This is a genomic window from uncultured Arcticibacterium sp. (genome assembly GCF_964021845.1).
Lineage (GTDB): Bacteria > Bacteroidota > Bacteroidia > Cytophagales > Spirosomataceae > Arcticibacterium.
The window spans coordinates 229245-248893 of sequence record NZ_CAXHZC010000008.1; the positions used below are offsets into that span (position 1 = coordinate 229245).

Sequence of the window (19649 nt, forward strand, 5' to 3'; positions counted from 1 at the left end):
AAAGTCTAACACAAATTCAGGCATGACTTCCAACTCCTCATAAAGGTTTATTACTTTTGGGTTCGTCAGCACTATTCTTATGAATTTACGGCTCTCTATACTTAGAGTTTCTACACTTATTTATATAGCGTTTCCTCTAATTCCATTCTTTTTAGGTTGGGTTAGGTTGGAGTATGGTATTCCTATGCTTGGTTTGCTTTTTTACGGCGGGTTTAATTATGTAAAGTCACTTGATTTTAAAGAGCGTTTTGTTCTTAGAAAAAGAGACTTGTTAATTGGCCTTGCTATCCTCAGTGTATGGCTGCTGTTTTCAGGGGCTGGAGGTATGGGTTATCAGGTTTCTGACCATGTCAAAAATAATACCTTGGCAAAAGAATTGAGCAATCTGAGCTGGCCGCTTCAATATGACGTGGATGGCGAAAAAATGTACCTCAGTCATTATCTGTCCTTTTATATAGTAGGTCCTTTTGTCGCAGGATTTATTGGTTATCCTTATGCACAGCTTGTTGTTTTTTTATGGACAACTTTAGGCGTTTTCTTAGGTGTATTTTGGCTGGCTCGTGCAGCAGGAGGTTTCAACTGGCGTTTCTTTTTATTTTTTATCTTTTTTGGAGGGATTTCAGTCTTCTCCTTCATTTTTAAATATGAAGGTGGTTTTATAACTGAAATAGTCAAACGTGTAAATGAACACGGTTTTGTTTTCTGGATGAATAGTTGGGATGTGATTCCTTTAAATTACCTGCATATTACAGATATGCTTTACTGGACACCGCAGCATTTTATTCCTGCTATCTTGGGAATCGGGATTTTGCTAAATGATAGTTTAATTGATAAAAACATATCTTTTACACCTTTTTTGCTCTGCCTCTTAGTAATGTGGTCACCTCTAATTTTGGTGGGTATTTTTCCATATTTCGTTTTTGTTTTATTTCAAAACAGATTTAAAGACGTTTTCAATATTACTAACCTAGTGGTAGGGCCCATAATCTTTCTTTTTCTAGCTAGTTATTTATTGGCGATAGAGTCAGGAGATTTGGTCAAACATTTCATTTTTACAGCCGAAGGAGCGGAGCTAAGAGAGCAGATATTGGTTTTCTTCTATTTTTTATTTTTCGAAGTAGTAGTTTGGGTGTTACCCATATATTTCATCAAAAGAGGGAAATGGAAAAACGGAGAGAAACCACTTTTTATAGTTCTGAGTTTGGTCTTATTTACAATTCCGCTTTACAGGTTTGGTCTTTGGAACGACTGGTGTAATAGAGTTTCCATGCCTTCATTGGTACTGCTTTCTGTTTTTGCTTATAAAGCTTTTATGGCATCCAAAAAACTTAAGCGAGTTTGGATGATTACTTTATTGGTTTTGGCTTCTAATGGTCCAATGATGGATATGGTGGGTTCGCTTAAATATTCAGGCTATAAACCTAAGTTTAGACCACCATATGAACAAGAAGTTTTAAGTTTGCCTGAGATATGTGTGGCTTATCCTATTACCCAGTTTGTAGCGGCAGAAGATAGCTTCTTTTTCAAGTACTTGGCGAAAAAGCCAAATAAATGAAATATTTTAGTTTTTTGAATTGCCTTTGATAAAGATAAATGTCTGAAAATATTACCATTTTAATTCCAGTTTTTAACGACTGGGACGCACTTTCCAAGCTTCTAGAAAAAATAGAAGAGCAGGCTGTTTTGCTGAAAATTAGGTTTTCAATTCAAGTGATGAACGACTGCTCTAGTTTGCAAGTGGAGGTAGCTACTTACCCAAGTTTAGATATTTCTGTAGTGCATTTATTAAGAAATGTTGGGCATCAAAAAGCGATAGCCATTGGTTTATCACATTTGGCACATTCAGGTACTGAATCAAACGTAATAGTAATGGATGCCGATGGTGAAGATAGGCCAAGCGACATCCCAGCTATGATTAAGGCAAATGCTGAAAATCCAGATAAAATTATTTTTGCTCACAGAAGTAAAAGAAGCGAAGGCTTTGTCTTTAAAATCTCTTACCTGATTTATAAGTTTATTTTCAAAATGCTAACAGGTAAGATCATCACTTTTGGGAATTTCTCTATGGTGCCGTATACCATGTTAAAGAAGCTGGCTTTTGTGTCTGAAATCTGGAATAACTACCCAGGTGGTGTTATTCGTTCTAAATTGCCTTATTCATCTATTCCCTTGGAGCGTGGGAAACGACTGGCGGGTGAGTCAAAAATGAACTTTGTGTCTTTGGTGCTTCATGGCATGAGTACTATTGCGGTGTTTTTAGATGTAACCGCTATCAGGATTATGCTTTTTTCCATATTCTTAATTGCCTGTTCTTTTTTAGGAATTATGGTGGTTTTTGAAATGAAATTTATAGCCCAAATGGCTACGCCCGGCTGGGCGTCTTCCGTGGTTTCTGGTTTTACCATCATCGTGTTGCAAGCCTTTTTTATCTCCCTGTTTTTGGTATTTACGGTGCTGAGCTATAGAAGCAATAAGCATTTTATTCCGCTGACAGATTATAAGCCATTTATAGAAAAAATAGAGAAAATCTCATAGAACTTTATGTCATTACTTACCGGTTATTTAGAGAAGATAGAAGCTTGGGTGGCGTCTTTTGTGTCGGCAGAAAACTGGAGGATTAAGACGGTGTTCTTATGTGCTTTGGTGGTGGTGCTGTCGTTTTTTAATAATATCTCACCGCTTAAATCTTTTGGAGATTTTTATCAATCAGTGTTTGTAGACAAGACAGAGCATTTTCTTTATCAAACCGTAGAAGACCGTGCTAAGTCGCTTACTTCAAATTTTGATTATGAACCTTATTCAGGAAAGGAGAGTAGAACTTTTAGGCTGGTAGCACCTCTTTTTGTTAGAGTTTTAGGCATTTCTCATATTAGTATTGTGCTTTATGGTTTGCAGTTGCTTTGTGGGCTGTTATTCTTTTATATGCTCACTGGTTTTATTAATGACTTACTGAAAGATAAAGCTGCCACGTTTTATGCCATGCTGGGCATAGCTTCTATTTATTTGGGAGTTTGTTTTTTTATAGACAATGGTGGTTATGGTGACTTATTCTCTTACTTCTTCTTATTTCTAGGCATCTATTTCGCTCGGAAACCTTACCTGGTATTTATCTTTTTGAGCTTAGCTTTTTGGAACGACGAAAGAGCGTTTGTTGGTAGTGGATTGGCTTTTGTGTGGCTTTGGTGGTATCCGCAGTTTAAAGCAAATGAGAAGATAAAGATTAAGTTTAACTGGTCTATGGTGGCCGTTATTTTGGCTTGGGGAGCTTGGGTGGCCGGTAGGTATTATTTAATGAATGTGGTGGGAATGAAACCTACTTATAATCCAGATGGCGAGTTTGCTATTAGAATACAGCAAAGCATAGACTCTTTAGGTTTTAGGCTCTTATGGCAGTTTGAAGGCTGGTGGTTATTGTTTCTTCTGGCAGGAGCTATTCTGTGGACTAAGAAAGAATATTTGGCACTGGCTCCTATGTTTATTGCAGGTGCGGCCTCCACACTTTCTGCCATGATCATTTATGATTCTACCAGAAGCGGGACTTTCGCTTTTATCACCATATTCTTCTGCCTAGCCATTTGCAAAAGATACTTAACAGAAAGACAGCTGCGACTTATTTTATTAGGAATAGCCTTGCTCTGTTTCCTACACCCAATGGCAAACAAAACGCATGGGATGGGGTTCTTTTTGATGTAGGGGAGATTAACCCTTACTACAAGCTTCGGAGGACATCTATTCGGCTTAAATACTTGATTAATACTTCAACAAATCACTCAAAGCATGCAAAAAAGTCGTTTCCTTTTTATTGAAGCCATGGAAAGATTCAGCGATTTTTTCGGCAGTATTGTAGATTAATTGTCTGTTTTTCTCTGTGAACAGTTTTGGATGCTCTTTCATGTAATCGCCAAACTCCTGCAAGGTGTTTCCTTCATGCCAGTCGTTTTCGTGAAGCCAACTGAATACAATCTCTATTTGATAAGCAGCATCAGTGTCAAACTCGTCAAAAGTATCTTCTAAGGGAAGCCACTGTTCTTTTACAATGCTGTCTAGCTTTTCTACTTCGTCAAACCGCACTGTGCCGTCTGCATCTGCAATTCCATAAAATACTCGGCCTAGCTGCTGATAAAAGCTCAGCATCGTTTCGTTTGAAGGTTTCATGTCTGTTTTTCTTTTTTGTAAAGCTAAACAAGAGGCTTAAATTAGATGCTGAGTTTGCTCAGTGGTAATGCTGCTGTTGGTCATGTTTTGGCGAGAACTCTGCGAAGCTTGTAGCTTCGTAGGAGTGTTAATCAGCCTCTAGCTGATATCTGCTCCTTGTTCAAACCTGAGGTTGGCCAACACCGCCCCTCTAACTATATTCTAATAGGCATTTTTTATTACAAAATCCAAAAAATCTAAATATTCCGTAACTTCAAGATTACCAACCTCGTCAAGGAAGACAATATTTCCATTTGTTTCAAAACAGTAATGTCCTCCAGTTTGGTCGTCGCAAAAAGGAATATACCTTGGCAAGAAGAAGTCAATTTTTTTTAATACTTGTAATATTGAACCCTTTTGGTTTGTTTCAACAGGTAATAAAACTAAACCACCAAAATATTTGGCTTTAAAATAGAGCCAGAATTGTTTAAAATGGTTAGGAAATTGAAAACCTAGTATGCCCTCTATCTTTTGAAAAGAGTCATCATTCAATTCAACTTGTTCGAAATAAATTCCAAACAAGGGATTACCCTCAGAGTTTATTTTATGAAAATCTAAAAAATCTTCAAATCTCATCGTCGTAAACTTAATTTATTTTAATAATAAGTAATTATGAACGCCTCCCATTTCTTGAGCTCTAAAATACCAATGCAATTTTTCGCTCTGCCAAGCTGGAAGCTTCGTAGGATTATTAATCAGCCTCTGGCTGATATTCGCTAATTATTCAAACCAGCCATTCGTAAGCACCTCACCGAAGCTACAATTTATCGGCTTCGGAGATCAGAACAATATATATACTCTTTGAAGAACCATAAGAAGAAACAAGAATACTCCGAGAATGAAAAATCTTTAGACTTCCTACTGCTAGTTCTTAATCACAAATATTCAATGAATCACATATCCAATTTAATGAATCTGGTCTAACAAGACCGAACTCTTCAAAATCCCTTTTTAAAATTAAAATATAGGAAGCCTCATGTTCCTTTTTAGAACAAATGACAGGGAACTTTTTACCAATGAATTCTTTTTTCTCCTTATACAAAGGAGAGCCGGTATTTTCATTACTTCTAAATGTTATTGAATTTATAGTATACTTGTAACGAGTCCATACTCCTTCGTTAAGTGCTATATGAAAATCCGTAATTTCTCCTGTCACTATAAGACTATCTTTTGCAAACTCAATCTTATTTGTCCAAATAGTTTTACTACCACTAAAATAATGAATACAAATAGGCCTATTCTCAATAGGCTATTCAATATTCCTTTTACTTTTTCCATTTCATTATTCTACTCACTTACCTTAAAGTCAAACCCATACTTCTAGCTCATTGCTTTTAGGTTTCCTACTAAATCATCAATTGTATTATTAATCCTTACTCTGCGTTCTTACGGTTTTTGTCTCCTAAAACCACCCCTGCACCCATTGCGGAGCAAAGAAAAGACCTAGTACTATAAAGGCTAAAATGGCTAAATAGAGGGTTTGAGCAACGGGAATAGCTTTGTATTCTAGAAGTTCTGATGGCTTTTTAAGAAACATGTAATACGGGATTTTTAAGTAGTAATAAATAGACACTGCCGTATTTATTAATCCAAATACTAAAACCCATAAAAGTATTTTTTGACCACCGCTGGCATATTGCTCATAGATGGAGCTGAACACTAAGAATTTTGACGTAAAACCTGCCGTAGGAGGTAAGCCAACTAAACCTATCATCAAGACTAAACCTATTAGGGCCAAAAAGATAAACTTTTGGCTTAAGCCCGCCATACTTTCAAAGAGGTAAGACTTCGTCTGGTTTGAAATAATATCAAGCAAAAGAAATGCTCCAGCCGACATGAAAATATAAACAGCCAAATAGAAAATGGAGGCTTGAAAGCCGGCCCCTTGAAAAGCTAAAAGGCCAATGAGTATAAAACCTGCTTGGGCTATGCCAGAGTAACCCATCATTCGTTTAGTATCTTTCTGCGAAATGGCCGCAAAGTTACCAATCAATATAGAAAGCAATATGATTACACTTAACAGTAAAGTGGCATCTACGGGTACGGATATAAGTATTTTATTAATTAAGAATATCGCACCTATTTTAGGAGCAACAGCCAAAAAAGACACCAAAGGCGTAGGTGTGGCCTCATAAACGTCAGGTGCCCAAATATGAAAAGGAGCAGCGGAGAGTTTGAAAAGTGGGCCTGCTAAAGTTAAAGCAAGGGCAGTTAAAATAACCCAATTTTGGTTGGCTGCTACATTGGTTTGAAAGGCTTCGGCATTGAAATTCAAGGTACCAGCGGCACCATAAAACAAAGAAATACCGTAAAGCATAATTGCGGTGCTAGCCGCTCCAAAAATCAAATATTTAATGCTGGCCTCAAGGTTTTTAGTTTTGCCATTCATGGCCACTAATATGTAAGAGCAGATAGAAACAGTTTCTAAAGCCACAAACATACTGATGAAACTATTAGCCATAATTATGGAGAGTAGCCCCAGCACTATACTCAGCAGCATGACGTAAAACTCGCCGTCTAGGTCATGTTTCATTACGCGTATATGCAGCATAATGGCCAGTGCTGCCACTAAGGTCAGTTCTTTGCCTAAGGAGCTAATATGGTCGGTGAGAAATAAACCATTAAATATAGTTTGCGGCTCTGTTTGACCTAATACTAGTATGAATGCTAATAAAAAGGCTAAGAAAGTAATACTCCAAGCTGCGGTTCTAAATGCGGTTGTTTTTTGACCGAAGGCTATTAAAATGATGGTCAGTACTATTCCTAAAACCAAATTGATTTCGGCAGAAATAGCGGAAGTGCTAGAAAGGATATGTGAAAGCTGCTCTAACATTTATTTGTTTAAATATGCATCCACTGCACCAGTTGAGATAGATAAAAGCAGATTTGGGTATATCCCAAACAGTATGGCAAGAAAACCAAGAGTGAATAGTAAGGCCACTTCTTTGGTATTTAAGTCGGCCATTTTCTCGTCTAATTCTCTGTTGACCCAAAACTCGCCAAAGAACATTCTTTGTAAAGTCCATAAAAGGTACACAGCTGATAAAACTATTCCTAAAACAGCAAGAGCCGGAATCCATTTAGAGAAATCTGATGTTTTGAAGGCTCCTAAAAGGGAGAAAAACTCTCCTATAAATCCAGAGATGCCGGGTAAACCCAGCGAACCAAAGAAAGCCACAATCACCACGCCCGTAAAGAGCGGCATTTTGCTGGCAAGTCCTCTGTAGTTTTGAATGAGTCTGTTATGTGTTCTGTCATAAATTACACCCACAATGAGAAAGAGCATAGATGACAATATTCCGTGGCTAAACATCTGGTAAATGCCGCCGTTTATGCCTTCTTCGTTAAAAGCTGCAAAACCTAAAAACACAAAACCCATGTGCGAAACGGACGAATAGGCAATTAGCTTTTTGAGGTCGTCCTGAGCTAGGGCATTAAATGCTCCATAAATGATAGAAAGTACACCCAAAATGGCAATGACAGAAGCCATGTCCATAGCTTCTTGTGGGAAAAAGTCCATGCCGATTCTTAAAAACGCATAGCCACCCACTTTCAAAAGAATTCCTGCCAGTACCACGGAGATGGCTGTAGGAGCTTCTACGTGAGCATCTGGCAGCCAAGTATGAAACGGAACTACCGGAAGTTTTATACCGAAACCTATAAGGAGTAAAACAAAGAGTACGCTTTTAACAGGCCAGCCAAACCATTCTGTTCCGCTAGCAGCATCTAAAACCGAACCTGTTACATAATTAGCAGGGTCAGCTAAAAGTCTGAAATCAAAAGTGAAAGCGTTTTTGCCAAGTGCAGCAGTCAGCTCAGGATTAGTGACAGAAAGGCCCATGGCCAACATCACGATTAAGACAAACACCGAACCCACCAAAGTGTAAATGATGAATTTCATGGCGGCATACTCTCTTCTTTCTCCACCCCAAATACCTATCAAAAAGTACATAGGCAAGAGCATAAACTCAAAGAACAGGAAGAATAAGAAAAAGTCTAACGAGACAAAACAGCCATAAACAGAGGATGTCAATAGTAAAAAGAAAGCAAAATATGCCTTAGGCCTTTTGGTAATGCTGGTAGATGCTATGGCGGCTGCCATAAACACTATTCCGCCCAGTAAAACCATGGGTAAGCTAATGCCGTCAACCCCTAAAATGTAGTTGATGTTAATGACACCGAGTTTTCCAAGGTCTAGGTTTATCCACGAGGCTTCTTCTAAAAACTGATAGCCGGTGATGCTTTTATCAAAACTGTAAAAGAGAAATATACAGATAAGGAGGTTAATCACGGAAACCCCTATGGCTACTTGCTTAGGTGTGGAGGTCAACCTATTCGGTAAAAATAGAATGAGCACTGCCGCCAAAAGCGGTAGAAATATTAAAATGGATAATAGAAATGCTGTCATATTCTGCTAAAGCAAATTCAAAAATATCATTATTGCCAAGAAAAATAGAATTAGGGCTATCAAATAGCTCTGTATTTTTCCTCCTTGGATTGTTTTTAATCTGTTACCGACTCTGTCCACATAGGTGTAAATCATTTTCACACCACCATCTACCACTTTTTTATCAATGGCATATATCAAAGTTCCGAAACCTGCGAAGGCCTTACTCAAAAGGTTTATACCGCCATCTACTACGAGCTGGTCAAATCTGTAAATCAATTTTGCAAAACCCTTCATGTTATGAAGTGTGCCTGATGGATGCAGGCTTTCTTCATGTGCAAAATCATGCAATTGACCTGCTAATGGTTTGGCAACTTTATTCAAATAAAACCAATCAATATAAAAGTGATTGAGTCCTAGTTTCGACCAGAAATTAAGTGTTTGCGTTTCTAAAGCCGCTTCCTTTTTCGTTTTAAAATAAGACAGGGCTATGGCCAAAACGGCAAGGGCTAAAACCAAGTAGCCTAGCCAATGGTTGTTTTGATGAGGGATAGGGAAATGACTGGTAAATCTATTCTCTTCAAAGTTTAAAGGACTATTGCCAAAGGCAAACCAAAAAGATAAAAGAGCCAAAGGAAGTATAGACCATTCAAAAATGCTAAGTCTACTTTTGGTTGTATGATGCTCTTGGCTGTTTCCTCTTTTTAGGAAAACTAAAACAAAGGCCCGCATCATATAATAACCTGTCAATACAGAGGCTAAAATTCCTAAAATAGGGACGATAAGTAGTGTTGAATTTTGGGTTTCTGCCCAATTCCATGTTGAAAGCAAAATAGCGTCTTTGGAAAGGAATCCTGAGAAAAGCGGTAGTCCTGATAAAGATGCTCCACAAATTATAAAGAGAACGGCTAGTAGGGTCTTTTTGGCAAAAAGTCCTCCCATCTTAAACATGTTTTGTTCGTGATGAAAATGGTGTATCACAGCTCCGGCAATTAAGAATAAACCTGCTTTAAAGAATGCGTGTGTGAACAAATGGAAAAGAGCAGCATTGGTGGCTCCTGCTCCCATGGCCATCACCATTAAGCCTAATTGTGAAACAGTGGAGTAGGCCAAAACCTTTTTGATGTCTGATTGGAAAACGGCAGAATATGCGGCCAAAATTGCAGTTAATGCTCCTGTGAAAGCAATGACTTGGCCAGCGGTAGGGGTGAAAATGAAATCTACCCTTGCCAATAAAAATATACCTGCAGCTACCATGGTGGCTGCGTGAATTAAGGCGGAAACGGGTGTTGGACCTTCCATGGCATCAGGAAGCCAAACCTGTAAAGGAAACTGAGCCGATTTACCCACACAGCCACCAAAAAGCATAAGACCTGTTAAGGTTAATATACTGCTTGGTTCATAAACTATAGTGGATAGAGCATCCAGCTCTAAAGTCTCAAATTGAAAATAGACCAAGCCTATTCCTATCAAAAAGCCGGCATCGCCTATTCGATTCATCACAAATGCTTTAAGGGAGGCATTTATAGCTGATTGTTTTTTGTACCAAAACCCAATAAGGAGGTAAGAGCTAAAGCCAACTAATTCCCAAAAAATAAATATGAAGAGTAGATTTCCGCTGCAGACTAAGCCTAGCATGGAAAAAACAAACATATTCAAATAGGCATAATAGAGATTAAACCTATCATCGTCTGCCATGTATTTGTCAGAGAAGAGCTGAACTAAAAGTGCTATAAACTGCACCAAAGCCCACATTAAGAGTGTTAGTTTATTTATAAGAAGACTGGCGGCTAAAGAAGAATTGACAAAACTTACCCAGGTAAATTCAAATAACTCGGTGTCTTTAAAACGACTTAGTAAAACTATGGCAATGATTAATCCTACAAGATTAATACCAATAGACAACGCAGAAGCAATAGTTTTAGAAAAGGTGTTTCTAAAGCTCAAAAGCCCTGCAAAGCCCAATAGATAAAGACTTAAGGTTAAGAAAATGAGTTGGTCTGTTGGCATAAATTAGCGAACCAATTTCGGGCAAATATAGGGCTGATTTTAATACTCTACCAATTTGGTAGAGTAAAGATTTCTTTTGAATTGCAAATTAATCAGAAATGCACATTTTCCGCCTTAATTCCATTAATCTCTTTGGCAAAGTATTAAAACTGAAGCCTACTGACAAAAGGCTGTCACTTCAGTCATCGAATTTTGTGTCATAATTAATCAAAAAAAGAAACATGATATCATTTATTGAAGCATTTAAAAGAGAACTGGCAGACGAAGCAAAAGAAACGAAAAGAATGCTCGAGAGGGTACCTGTTGAAAAGCACCACTGGCAGCCACATCCGAAAAGTATGAAACTAGGAGTTTTAGCCTTTCATCTAGCCGAAATTCCAGATATGATAGAGAAAGCGGTATTGTCTGATAAATGGGATTTTGCGGAGGTAGAATCTTGGGAGGCAAAGGTTTTTGAGACTAACGAGGCATTGGTGCACCATTTTGAAAACTCTGTTAAGAAAGCAAAGGAAGCTTTAGAGCAGTCAAAAGATGAAATTTTGCTTAAAAAATGGAAATTGTGCACTGGTGAAGTGATTCATTTAGAAATGGAAAAGTGGGAAGCTGTACGTCACGCCTTCGGTCAAAACGCACATCACAGAGCACAGTTAGGGGTTTTTCTGAGACTTTTAGATATCCCAATTCCAGGACCTTACGGGCCTAGTGCGGATGAAATGTGATTGAGTTTTTTAACTAAAACTTTATACTCCGAGAAGTTTTTGGAGTCTGTTGCACTTTGATTTTAGATTGGAATTGTGATTTGCTTGACTGGTCTTGTTCTACGTTCACCTTCCGGTGGGGACGTCATTTTTTTATAGTAAAAAAACGAAGCAAAAAAAGCTACACTCTGTAAACTCGCACATTCAAAATTCTAATAGATTGTTGTGGTGTTTTAAGTATTGTGTTAGAATTTTGCTTGTGCTCAAACAGTACAGAGCGATATATGGAATGTGAATTCTTTATTTTCTTTCGGACAGAAAGGTATATAGAATGAATTCCGCTTTGTCAAAATACTGTTTAAAGCACGGTCAGAATTATAGGTGTAATACACGTTCACAATTTCAATTGTTAGTAAAATTCTGATTGTGCAAGTTTATTTTGGCACATGGTTTTTGCTGACTTTTTGCCTAAACAAAAAGTCAGGCATGCTCGGCGAGGGCAGCGAAAGAATTGGTATTTAAGTATTGTTTTTCTGAAAAAAGTAAGAAAATGCTATGCAAGCATCTAATATGCGTATTAAGATTGATTTTCGTATTTTCGGAAATCAATCTTTTAAAAGCCCAATGACAATAGACGCGAAAAACCCTGACGATTATATCTCAAAAGTACCTGAGGAGCGTATTTCAGCCATGACGAAACTGAGAAATGTCATACTTGAAAACATTCCTGAGGGATTTGAAGAATGTATGAATTATGGAATGATTGGGTATGTGGTGCCGCATTCTATTTTTCCTTTGGGGTATCACTGTGACCCTAAATTACCGCTGCCTTTTATGAATATTGCTTCGCAAAAGAATTTTGTGGCGGTGTATCACAGCGGCATTTATGCCGATCCTGAACTAATGGATTGGTTTGTGAAAGAATACCCAAAGTACAATAGCCGAAAACTGGATATGGGGAAGTCTTGTATACGTTTTAAGAAACCAGATGAGATTCCTTTTGAGTTAATTGGGCAATTAGCCTCAAAAATGACTGTGAATCAGTGGATAGAAATGTATCAAGAGAAGATTAACCAACCAGGCAAAAAGAAAGCCTGATTGGCCAAATTAAATTTACAATTCCAAATTCTCCACAATAATAGCACTTGCACCACCACCACCGTTACAGATAGCCGCCATGCCGTATTTTGCTTTTTTCTGTTTCAGTACATTAAGAAGTGTTACCACTATTCTACTACCCGAATTTCCTAATGGGTGACCTACTGCTAATGCACCACCGTGGATATTTACTTTCTCAGGACTTACTTCTAAAACTTTCATAAAGGCTAAAGGAACTACCGCAAAGGCTTCGTTCACTTCAAAGTATTCAATGTCTGAAATACTCAGACCCGATTTTTCTAAAACTTTTTTCGCAGCTAGAACAGGAGAGGTAGTGAAAAACATGGGGTCTTGCTCAGCTTCTGCATAGGCTATTATCTTGGCCTGTGCTTTAAGTTCTTTGACTTTAATAGTTTCGCCATCGGCTAAAATCATGCTGCTAGCACCATCACTCATTGGGCTTGAGGTGGCTGCTGTAACAGTTCCGTCTTTTGAAAACGCAGGCCTTAGCGTTCTCATTTTCTCAAAGTTAGCCTTAGAGAATGCTTCGTCTTGCGTTAAGAATTTTGGTTCTCCTTTTCTACTTGGGATTTCCATCGGGATAGCCTCTTCATTAAAAGTGCCATTTTCCCATGCTGTGGCACATCTTCTATATGATTGTTCCGAAAAATCGTCTTGTTCTTCTCTTGTGATTTCGTGTTTTTCAGCGGTTTTGTCACCGCAAAGTCCCATTAAACAGTTATTGTACACATCCGTCAATCCGTCTTTTCCAAGGCCGTCAACTAATGTTTTGTCGCCAAAACCCACGCCAAATCTTGCATTTGGCACGTAATGAGGAATGTTGGACATGCTTTCCATGCCTCCCGCTATTCCTATGTTTACATCGCCTGCTTTTATTCCATTGGCTAAAATGCTGATGGCTTTCATACCAGAAGCACACACTTTATTTACCGTGGTAGCACATACCGCATCTGGCAAGCCTGCGGCTTTTGAGACCTGTCTTGCGGGTGCTTGACCTAGATTGGCAGATATTACATTTCCAAAAACAATGGCTTCAATGTCTTCAGGAGAGACATTTGATTTTTTTAGCGATGATTCTACACTCTTTTTGCCAAATTCAATGGCCGAAACTTTGCTAAGAGCACCGCCATAACTTCCTATGACAGTACGGCTACTTCCTAAAATAAATACGTCTTTCATTTTTATTTGTTGATTTCTTATTAGTCTTGTAAAAATAGAGTTTAAACTTCTTTTTATATCATATAAAGGAATCGACTTTTGTTTTTTAAGCACCAAAACCCAATTGAAGTGAAATATAGAAAACTAGGAAAGACAAATATTGAAGTATCAGAAATTAGCCTTGGAACATGGCAAGTAGGCGGAAAATGGGGAGAGCCATTTGACTGGGCTTCTGCAGATAAAATTTTGAATGAAGCTGTGGAAGGTGGAGTTAATTTTATAGACACGGCAGATGTCTACGGAAATGAAGTAGGCGAAAGTGAAAAGGCTGTAGGGAAGTTTGTCAAAAGCAGGTCAGAGAAGATTTTCGTGGCAAGCAAATGTGGTAGACAGCTGAGTCCGCATAATAATGAAGCTTATAAACCAGCCGTTTTAAGAAAGTTTGTAGAAGATAGTTTGAGCCGAATGGGCTTAGAGACTCTTGATTTGATTCAGCTACATTGTCCGCCAACGGAGGTTTTTTACAGACCAGAAGTTTTTGAGCTTTTTGATAGATTAAAAGAAGAGGGAAAGATTCAGAATCTTGGAATTAGTGTAGAAAAAATAGAGGAGGCGTTAAAGGGAATAGAGTTTGAAAACGTAAATACTGTTCAAATCATCTTCAACATGTTCAGGCAACGCCCATCGGAGCTCTTTTTTGAACAGGCGAAAAAGAAAGACATAGGTGTAATAGTAAGAGTGCCTTTGGCTAGTGGTTTGTTGACGGGTAAGTTTTCAGCGAATTCCAGTTTTGGCGAAGGCGACCACAGACAGTTTAATAGAAACGGAGAGGTATTTGACAAAGGAGAAACCTTTGCCGGAATAAACTATGATTTAGGTTTGAAAGCTGTGGAAGAATTGAAAGCAGTTTTTCCAAATCAAAGTAACTTGGCTCAAGTAGCCCTGAAATGGATTTTAGGTTTTGATGCAGTAAGCTGCATTATTCCTGGAGCTAGTAGGATGGAACAGGTCACCTCGAATTTAGCTGCCTCAGAAATTCCAGCGATAAGCTCAGAACAAAATAAAGCTGTCAACAGAATTTACGAGAAGTACATAAAAAAGAGTGTGCATCAGCTTTGGTGAAATTTGCTTTAAAATGACTAATTTGCGTAGAAGAAGAAAGTACATTTTATGAGTGAAGTAAAAGAGAAATTGCTGTCTCAAATTGTTGGAATAGAAAATGAAGGTTTCTTACAAACCTTATCGGATATGCTTTCTAGTGTAGACTCAGAAGGTGTTTATCAACTTTCAAGGCAGCAAAATCTAGATATTAATGAATCCTTAGAGCAAGTAAAGAACGGAGATGTAGTGTCTCATGAAGGTTTATTTGCTAGATTAAGGGCAAAATGAGGGTAGTTTTATGGTCAATAAAAGCATCTTTAGAACTAGAAAAGATTACAGACTATTGGCTGAAAGAAATCATTCAAAAAAGTACAGCAAAAAAGTTCTAAATGAAACTGAAGCTATTATCAATCATCTGCAGAGAAATCCTGAACTAGGTATTAAAACAAGTTCGTCCTCAGTGAGAATACGTTTGGTTTTGAATAACTTCTATGTTTTCTATTCCTGGGATGAGTCAAGACTTTTTATTTTAAAGTTTTGGGATACTCGACAGAATCCGAATAGTAATGAATACCTGAATTGACCCAACTATTTTTTTTGGTCTTAGGGCGAGCAAAATGAGTTGTTGAAATTCACTTCAATTAAACATCCAAAACAAAAGCTCCTTTCTCACCAATTCTGCTTTTGGTTTCTTGGGTAATGTATCGCTTTTGGTCAACCTGCTGTGGAAGGTCTCTGGCACAGAAATAACTATGGATACTTCGGCGGTCTTTTTGAGTATGGTTTGTGGTGCCGCCATGCCATACATGTGAGTTAAATACCACCACAGAGCCTGCAGGAGCTATTATCAAGGTTTCATCAGGATGTTTTTCAAGTGGGTTTTCTAAGGCATCATTAGGCAGTATGTCTAATTTATGCGTGCCCGGTACAATTCTGGTGGCTCCGTTATTGAAGACGAAATCATCTAAAAGCCAAATGGTGTTGCACACCTTGTATTCGCCATTAGCTACGGTGTTTCCCCAGTCTACATGAAGTTTTTGTAAGCCTTTACCTGGTTTGGCGGCTCTATAGTTTAGGGAGGAGAGTTTGTAGGCTTTGCCAATTACGGTTTCAATAGTAGCTAAAACTTTTGGATGCATATAAAATTGGTCAAAGACCTTCCCTTTGTTAACCAAATCAGCCAGCCGGTCAACGCCATCTTCTGTTGGGTGCCGAATGTATTTAGAATCGAAAAGTTCAGAGCCCGCTTTTTGGCCTTCATTGGCAAGTAATTCATCAATTTTATCATTGACTTCTTTTACTTCTTGGCTGTTTAGTAATTGACCGAGGTTTAAGAAACCATCACGGTCTAGCGTTTCTATTTCTTTTTGGCTAAGCATTAATAGGGTATAGTTTTGTAGTTCCTAAGTTCGTTATCTCTTCTATCTTTTTCAAAAGATTTGAAAAAAAAATAGCTGGGAAACTTTTAGCTTCTATGTAGCTGGAAAGAGATTTTTTTAATTAAAACAGTTCCAAAGTTTTCCACCCACTTCTACTATTAGGAACATTCTTTTTTATATTTGCCCACGATGGAACAGTTCGTAGTATCAGCACGAAAATATAGGCCGGTAACCTTTGATTCTGTAGTGGGTCAAAGTCACATTACTACCACGCTTAAGAATGCAATTAAGACGGAGCACCTTGCTCAGGCGTTTCTTTTTTGCGGACCAAGGGGGGTGGGGAAGACTACTTGTGCTAGAATTTTGGCTAAAACTATAAATTGCCAAAACGTAGGTGCCGATACGGAGCCATGCAATGAGTGTACGAGTTGTAAAAACTTTGCTCAAAATGCCTCTTTTAATATCCATGAGCTGGATGCTGCCAGTAATAACTCTGTAGAGGATATCAGAAACCTTATAGACCAAGTTCGTTTTCCTCCACAAGACGGGAAATTTAAAGTCTATATTATTGATGAGGTTCACATGCTATCTTCAGCAGCATTTAATGCTTTTTTGAAAACATTAGAGGAGCCACCATCTTATGCTATTTTTATTTTAGCTACTACGGAGAAGCATAAGATTCTCCCAACGATATTAAGCCGTTGTCAAATATTTGATTTCAATAGAATTCAGATTAAAGACATGGCAAATCATTTGGCTCAAATTTCTACAAAAGAGGGTATTGATTCGGAGCCAGAGGCCTTGGAGCTTATTGCTCAAAAAGCGGATGGAGGACTAAGGGATGCTCTGTCAATGTTTGATTTGAACGTTACGTTCTCTACAGACAAGAAACTTACTTATGCGGAGGTTTTAGAGAATCTTCACGTTTTAGATTATGACTATTACTTCAAAATTACCGATGCTCTTTTTGACGGCGATTTATCAGAAAGTTTATTGGTTTTAAATGAAATCTTAGAAAAGGGTTTTGATGGACACCAGTTTGTAACTGGTTTAAATGGTCACTTTAGAAATCTTTTGGTAGGAAAAGACGCTAGAACCATCGATTTGATGGAGGTATCTACTTCTGTAAAGCAGAAATATCTAGATCAGACTAAAAAGCTGTCGCAAGGTTTTTTAATGTCTGCTTTGAGTATAGGTAGCCAAGTTGATTTGTCTTATAAATCAGCTAAAAACCAACGACTCCATGTGGAAATAGGCCTCATGAAAATGGCCAGTATCTCTCAGGTACTTAATTTAAGCACGCTTCCAAACGGGGAGGCTGAAAAAAAAAACTCAACTAGTGTAGCTTCGGCGGAGGCTTCTGCTCCAAAAGAGCTTCCCAAAGCCCCAAGTGCTGTAAAATCAAGTACACCTGTAGCAGGTGCTAGACCAAAGTTTAAGTCTTCAAAATTACGTTCAACAGTAGATTTGGAGGAAGAAGTACTTAAAACGGAGGTCAAAGCCGAGGTTAAAAAAGTAGAAACGCAGGAAGTCGTTTCTAATAAACCATATACTTTTGATGATGTAAAAGGGGCTTTAACAGCTTGTACCAAAATAATGGAGCGTCAAAGCCAGCAAATGATTTTGAAAAGTAATTTTGACCTAAGTGAAGATGGAATAATTACTTTGAAGTTAGTGAATCAAACTTTAATGGATTTGTTTGATGAGTCAAAACAAGATATTCTTGATTTTGTGCGTAAGCAGATTCAGAATACTTCTTTGCAACTTACGGCTATTTTAGTGGCAGCAAAGAATGAAGGGAAACCGCGTACAGAGCAAGAAAAATTTAAGGCAATGTTAGAAAAAAATCCAGCTCTTAAAGATTTTAAAGACGAATTAGGCTTAGACCTTATTTATTAGTCTGGGCAACCACCAATTTCCGTTTCAAATACAGTACCTGGCTCTATTTTAAATCCAGGATTCATCTGAATGTAGCTAGATTTTAATTTTACTTTAGAAAGTGAACCTGTGAATTCTGAGTTTGTATTTATAGAACTTTCTGCTGTTCTACTTATACTTTGAGAAAAGCTAGCTGCATTGATATTTAATTCATCAGGACATGGATAGGCTAGTTTCACCAACCAAAAATCTGCTCCACCTTTGTTGTTATTTAAATCACCATCACTAGAATAGGAGTGTCCTGAAATAAGTAGCCCACCGTCCACCGTTCCGGTAATACTTGTAGGGCTTTCATAGCCACTTCCACCTAATATGTTTATCCATTGGGTTCCGCCAAAGGGTATTATTTCACTGACTAAAACATTTGACGTATCGGGTTCTGGACCTACTAGCCAATCAGAAAAGGTTTCGCCTACCACTATGGGTTGGAAGGTGGATTGGTTAAAATACATATCAGAAGCAAAGTCATTTTCAACTCCTCCGACGGAGAAGCTAGTGATGTTAGAGCCTCCGATGTCAACATTTTTCACCCAAAAATCTAAGCCTCCAGCATTTCCTGGGGCATTACTGCTTGAGCCTAATATAAGAAATTCGTTATTTTCATTTAAAATCACACGTTCGGCAAAGTCATCACCAGTGTTAGCATAAAACTTGGTCCATTGCTCAGTGCCAGATGCATTTATTTTAAAAAATACCATGTCTAAACCAAGTGAGGTGTGACTTTGACTGTTTATGGTGTGAGAGTAACTATCTCCCAAAACATAATATTCGGAGTTTAACTCTATTATATCAGCCGCAAATTCATCTTCAACCCCACCGAAGGTTTTAGACCAAACCTGATTTCCTAAGGCATCGGTTTTTACTACCCAAAAGTCTAAGCCATTTGTAACTACATTCTTTGTAGAGTGGAAAATATATCCTCCGTCTGAGGTTTGTTTAACTTTGCCTTTGAAGCTTGGGTTACCTCCGAAATGCGTTTTAAAAGCGGTACTACCGTTATTATTAAGTTTTAAAAGCCAAACTCCGGTTTGATTAAAATCACCAGATGTAGAATCCACATAACATAGTATAATAAGACCTCCGTCGGTAGTAGTGGCAATATCCGCAGGAATATCATTTCCTGTGCCACCAAAAGTATGAGACCAATTAATGGTGCTGCCGTCAGATGTTAGTTTTGCTACATAAATGTCGGAAAGCCCTTTATTAGCAGGGATATCTCCAGAAATATGCGAAAATGTACTCCCAGAAATAAAAATGTCTCCCTGAAAGTTTTGAGTAGAAATTAGGTCGAAATCATCTGCGGAACCGCCTATATTTTTTTGCCAACTCAAAGTAGGAGCTTGAGCCAAAGCTTGAATACCGCATAGGGTAATCAACAAAGTGTGAAGTAGATTTTTTTTCAATTATTAGGAAACTTTTATAAGAAAAACTGACAAACAGACTTAAAAGTATCTAAATCACGCAAAAAAAAGTTATAGATAGTACGTTTTTTTTATAATTAGGCTCAAAGTCGACTTTTGTCATAACGAAATGAGCTTTCCTATTTATGAACTAAACAGGCTTCTTTCAAAATTTTAATGAAGTAGCAAATTGGGTTTTGGATAGACACAAAAAGAGGCTGTCTCAAAAGGGCAGTCTCTTTTTTTATGTTTAAATTTTTGTAAC

Annotated in this window: 17 protein-coding genes; 8 read left to right on the top strand and 9 right to left on the bottom strand. The window is 37.9% G+C overall.

Features of this window, described 5'->3' with window-relative positions:
- Nucleotides 1-79 precede the first annotated feature (79 nt).
- The 3 genes from AADJ06_RS20005 to AADJ06_RS20015 are packed head-to-tail and all read left to right on the top strand — an operon-like array spanning nucleotide 80 to nucleotide 3693.
- Entirely contained in the window at nucleotides 80-1555 is a 1476-nt protein-coding gene (locus AADJ06_RS20005; protein ID WP_341228271.1) for a hypothetical protein, read from the top strand.
- Between the two features lie 38 nt (nucleotides 1556-1593).
- Entirely contained in the window at nucleotides 1594-2535 is a 942-nt protein-coding gene (locus tag AADJ06_RS20010; protein WP_341228272.1) for a glycosyltransferase, read from the top strand.
- A 6-nt stretch (nucleotides 2536-2541) separates the two neighbouring features.
- A complete protein-coding gene (locus AADJ06_RS20015) occupies nucleotides 2542-3693 on the top strand; it encodes a hypothetical protein (protein ID WP_341228273.1) in 1152 nt (383 codons plus the stop codon).
- Nucleotides 3694-3750: 57 nt separating this feature from the next.
- Here the strand turns inward: AADJ06_RS20015 and AADJ06_RS20020 are convergent, their stop codons facing one another.
- The 6 genes from AADJ06_RS20020 to AADJ06_RS20045 form a co-directional block, all read right to left on the bottom strand.
- The gene (locus AADJ06_RS20020; RefSeq protein WP_341228274.1) at nucleotides 3751-4155 is read right to left on the bottom strand and encodes a hypothetical protein; all 405 of its coding nucleotides are present in this window, start codon (nucleotides 4153-4155) and stop codon (nucleotides 3751-3753) included.
- Between the two features lie 201 nt (nucleotides 4156-4356).
- Nucleotides 4357-4770, bottom strand: coding sequence for an SMI1/KNR4 family protein (locus AADJ06_RS20025; RefSeq protein WP_341228275.1), 414 nt, complete (start codon nucleotides 4768-4770; stop codon nucleotides 4357-4359).
- 295 nt (nucleotides 4771-5065) lie between these two features.
- Entirely contained in the window at nucleotides 5066-5350 is a 285-nt protein-coding gene (locus AADJ06_RS20030) for a hypothetical protein (protein ID WP_341228276.1), read from the bottom strand.
- A 246-nt stretch (nucleotides 5351-5596) separates the two neighbouring features.
- Entirely contained in the window at nucleotides 5597-7027 is a 1431-nt protein-coding gene (locus AADJ06_RS20035; protein ID WP_341228277.1) for an NADH-quinone oxidoreductase subunit N, read from the bottom strand.
- Entirely contained in the window at nucleotides 7028-8602 is a 1575-nt protein-coding gene (locus AADJ06_RS20040) for an NADH-quinone oxidoreductase subunit M (RefSeq protein ID WP_341228278.1), read from the bottom strand.
- 6 nt (nucleotides 8603-8608) lie between these two features.
- Nucleotides 8609-10591 (bottom strand): NADH-quinone oxidoreductase subunit L, encoded by a 1983-nt coding sequence (locus tag AADJ06_RS20045; protein ID WP_341228279.1) that lies wholly within the window; start codon nucleotides 10589-10591, stop codon nucleotides 8609-8611.
- A gap of 221 nt (nucleotides 10592-10812) precedes the next feature.
- On the opposite strand from AADJ06_RS20045, the gene AADJ06_RS20050 reads away from it, so the two are divergent.
- Both AADJ06_RS20050 and AADJ06_RS20055 read left to right on the top strand, forming a co-directional pair.
- Nucleotides 10813-11310, top strand: a complete 498-nt coding sequence (locus AADJ06_RS20050) for a DinB family protein (RefSeq protein ID WP_341228280.1) — start codon at nucleotides 10813-10815, stop codon at nucleotides 11308-11310.
- Nucleotides 11311-11913: 603 nt separating this feature from the next.
- On the top strand, nucleotides 11914-12387 hold the full coding sequence (locus tag AADJ06_RS20055; RefSeq protein ID WP_341228281.1) for a DUF1801 domain-containing protein: 474 nt from the start codon (nucleotides 11914-11916) through the stop codon (nucleotides 12385-12387).
- A gap of 15 nt (nucleotides 12388-12402) precedes the next feature.
- On the opposite strand, the gene AADJ06_RS20060 is transcribed toward AADJ06_RS20055, so the two are convergent.
- Nucleotides 12403-13587 carry an acetyl-CoA C-acyltransferase gene (locus tag AADJ06_RS20060; protein WP_341228282.1) on the bottom strand — a complete coding sequence of 395 codons (1185 nt, stop codon included), beginning with the start codon at nucleotides 13585-13587 and terminating at the stop codon, nucleotides 12403-12405.
- Between the two features lie 108 nt (nucleotides 13588-13695).
- On the opposite strand from AADJ06_RS20060, the gene AADJ06_RS20065 reads away from it, so the two are divergent.
- A complete protein-coding gene (locus AADJ06_RS20065) occupies nucleotides 13696-14688 on the top strand; it encodes an aldo/keto reductase (protein ID WP_341228283.1) in 993 nt (330 codons plus the stop codon).
- A 48-nt stretch (nucleotides 14689-14736) separates the two neighbouring features.
- Nucleotides 14737-14955, top strand: a complete 219-nt coding sequence (locus tag AADJ06_RS20070) for a hypothetical protein (protein WP_341228284.1) — start codon at nucleotides 14737-14739, stop codon at nucleotides 14953-14955.
- 353 nt (nucleotides 14956-15308) lie between these two features.
- On the opposite strand, the gene AADJ06_RS20075 is transcribed toward AADJ06_RS20070, so the two are convergent.
- A complete protein-coding gene (locus tag AADJ06_RS20075; protein WP_341228285.1) occupies nucleotides 15309-16046 on the bottom strand; it encodes a phytanoyl-CoA dioxygenase family protein in 738 nt (245 codons plus the stop codon).
- Nucleotides 16047-16235: 189 nt separating this feature from the next.
- Here AADJ06_RS20075 and AADJ06_RS20080 point away from each other — a divergent pair, with 189 nt between their 5' ends.
- Nucleotides 16236-17945, top strand: a complete 1710-nt coding sequence (locus AADJ06_RS20080) for a DNA polymerase III subunit gamma/tau (RefSeq protein ID WP_341228286.1) — start codon at nucleotides 16236-16238, stop codon at nucleotides 17943-17945.
- Here AADJ06_RS20080 and AADJ06_RS20085 read toward each other — a convergent pair.
- Nucleotides 17942-19387, bottom strand: coding sequence for a 3-coathanger stack domain-containing protein (locus tag AADJ06_RS20085; RefSeq protein WP_341228287.1), 1446 nt, complete (start codon nucleotides 19385-19387; stop codon nucleotides 17942-17944). The two genes, AADJ06_RS20080 and AADJ06_RS20085, sit on opposite strands and share 4 nt — an antisense overlap.
- Between the last annotated feature and the right edge of the window lie 262 nt (nucleotides 19388-19649).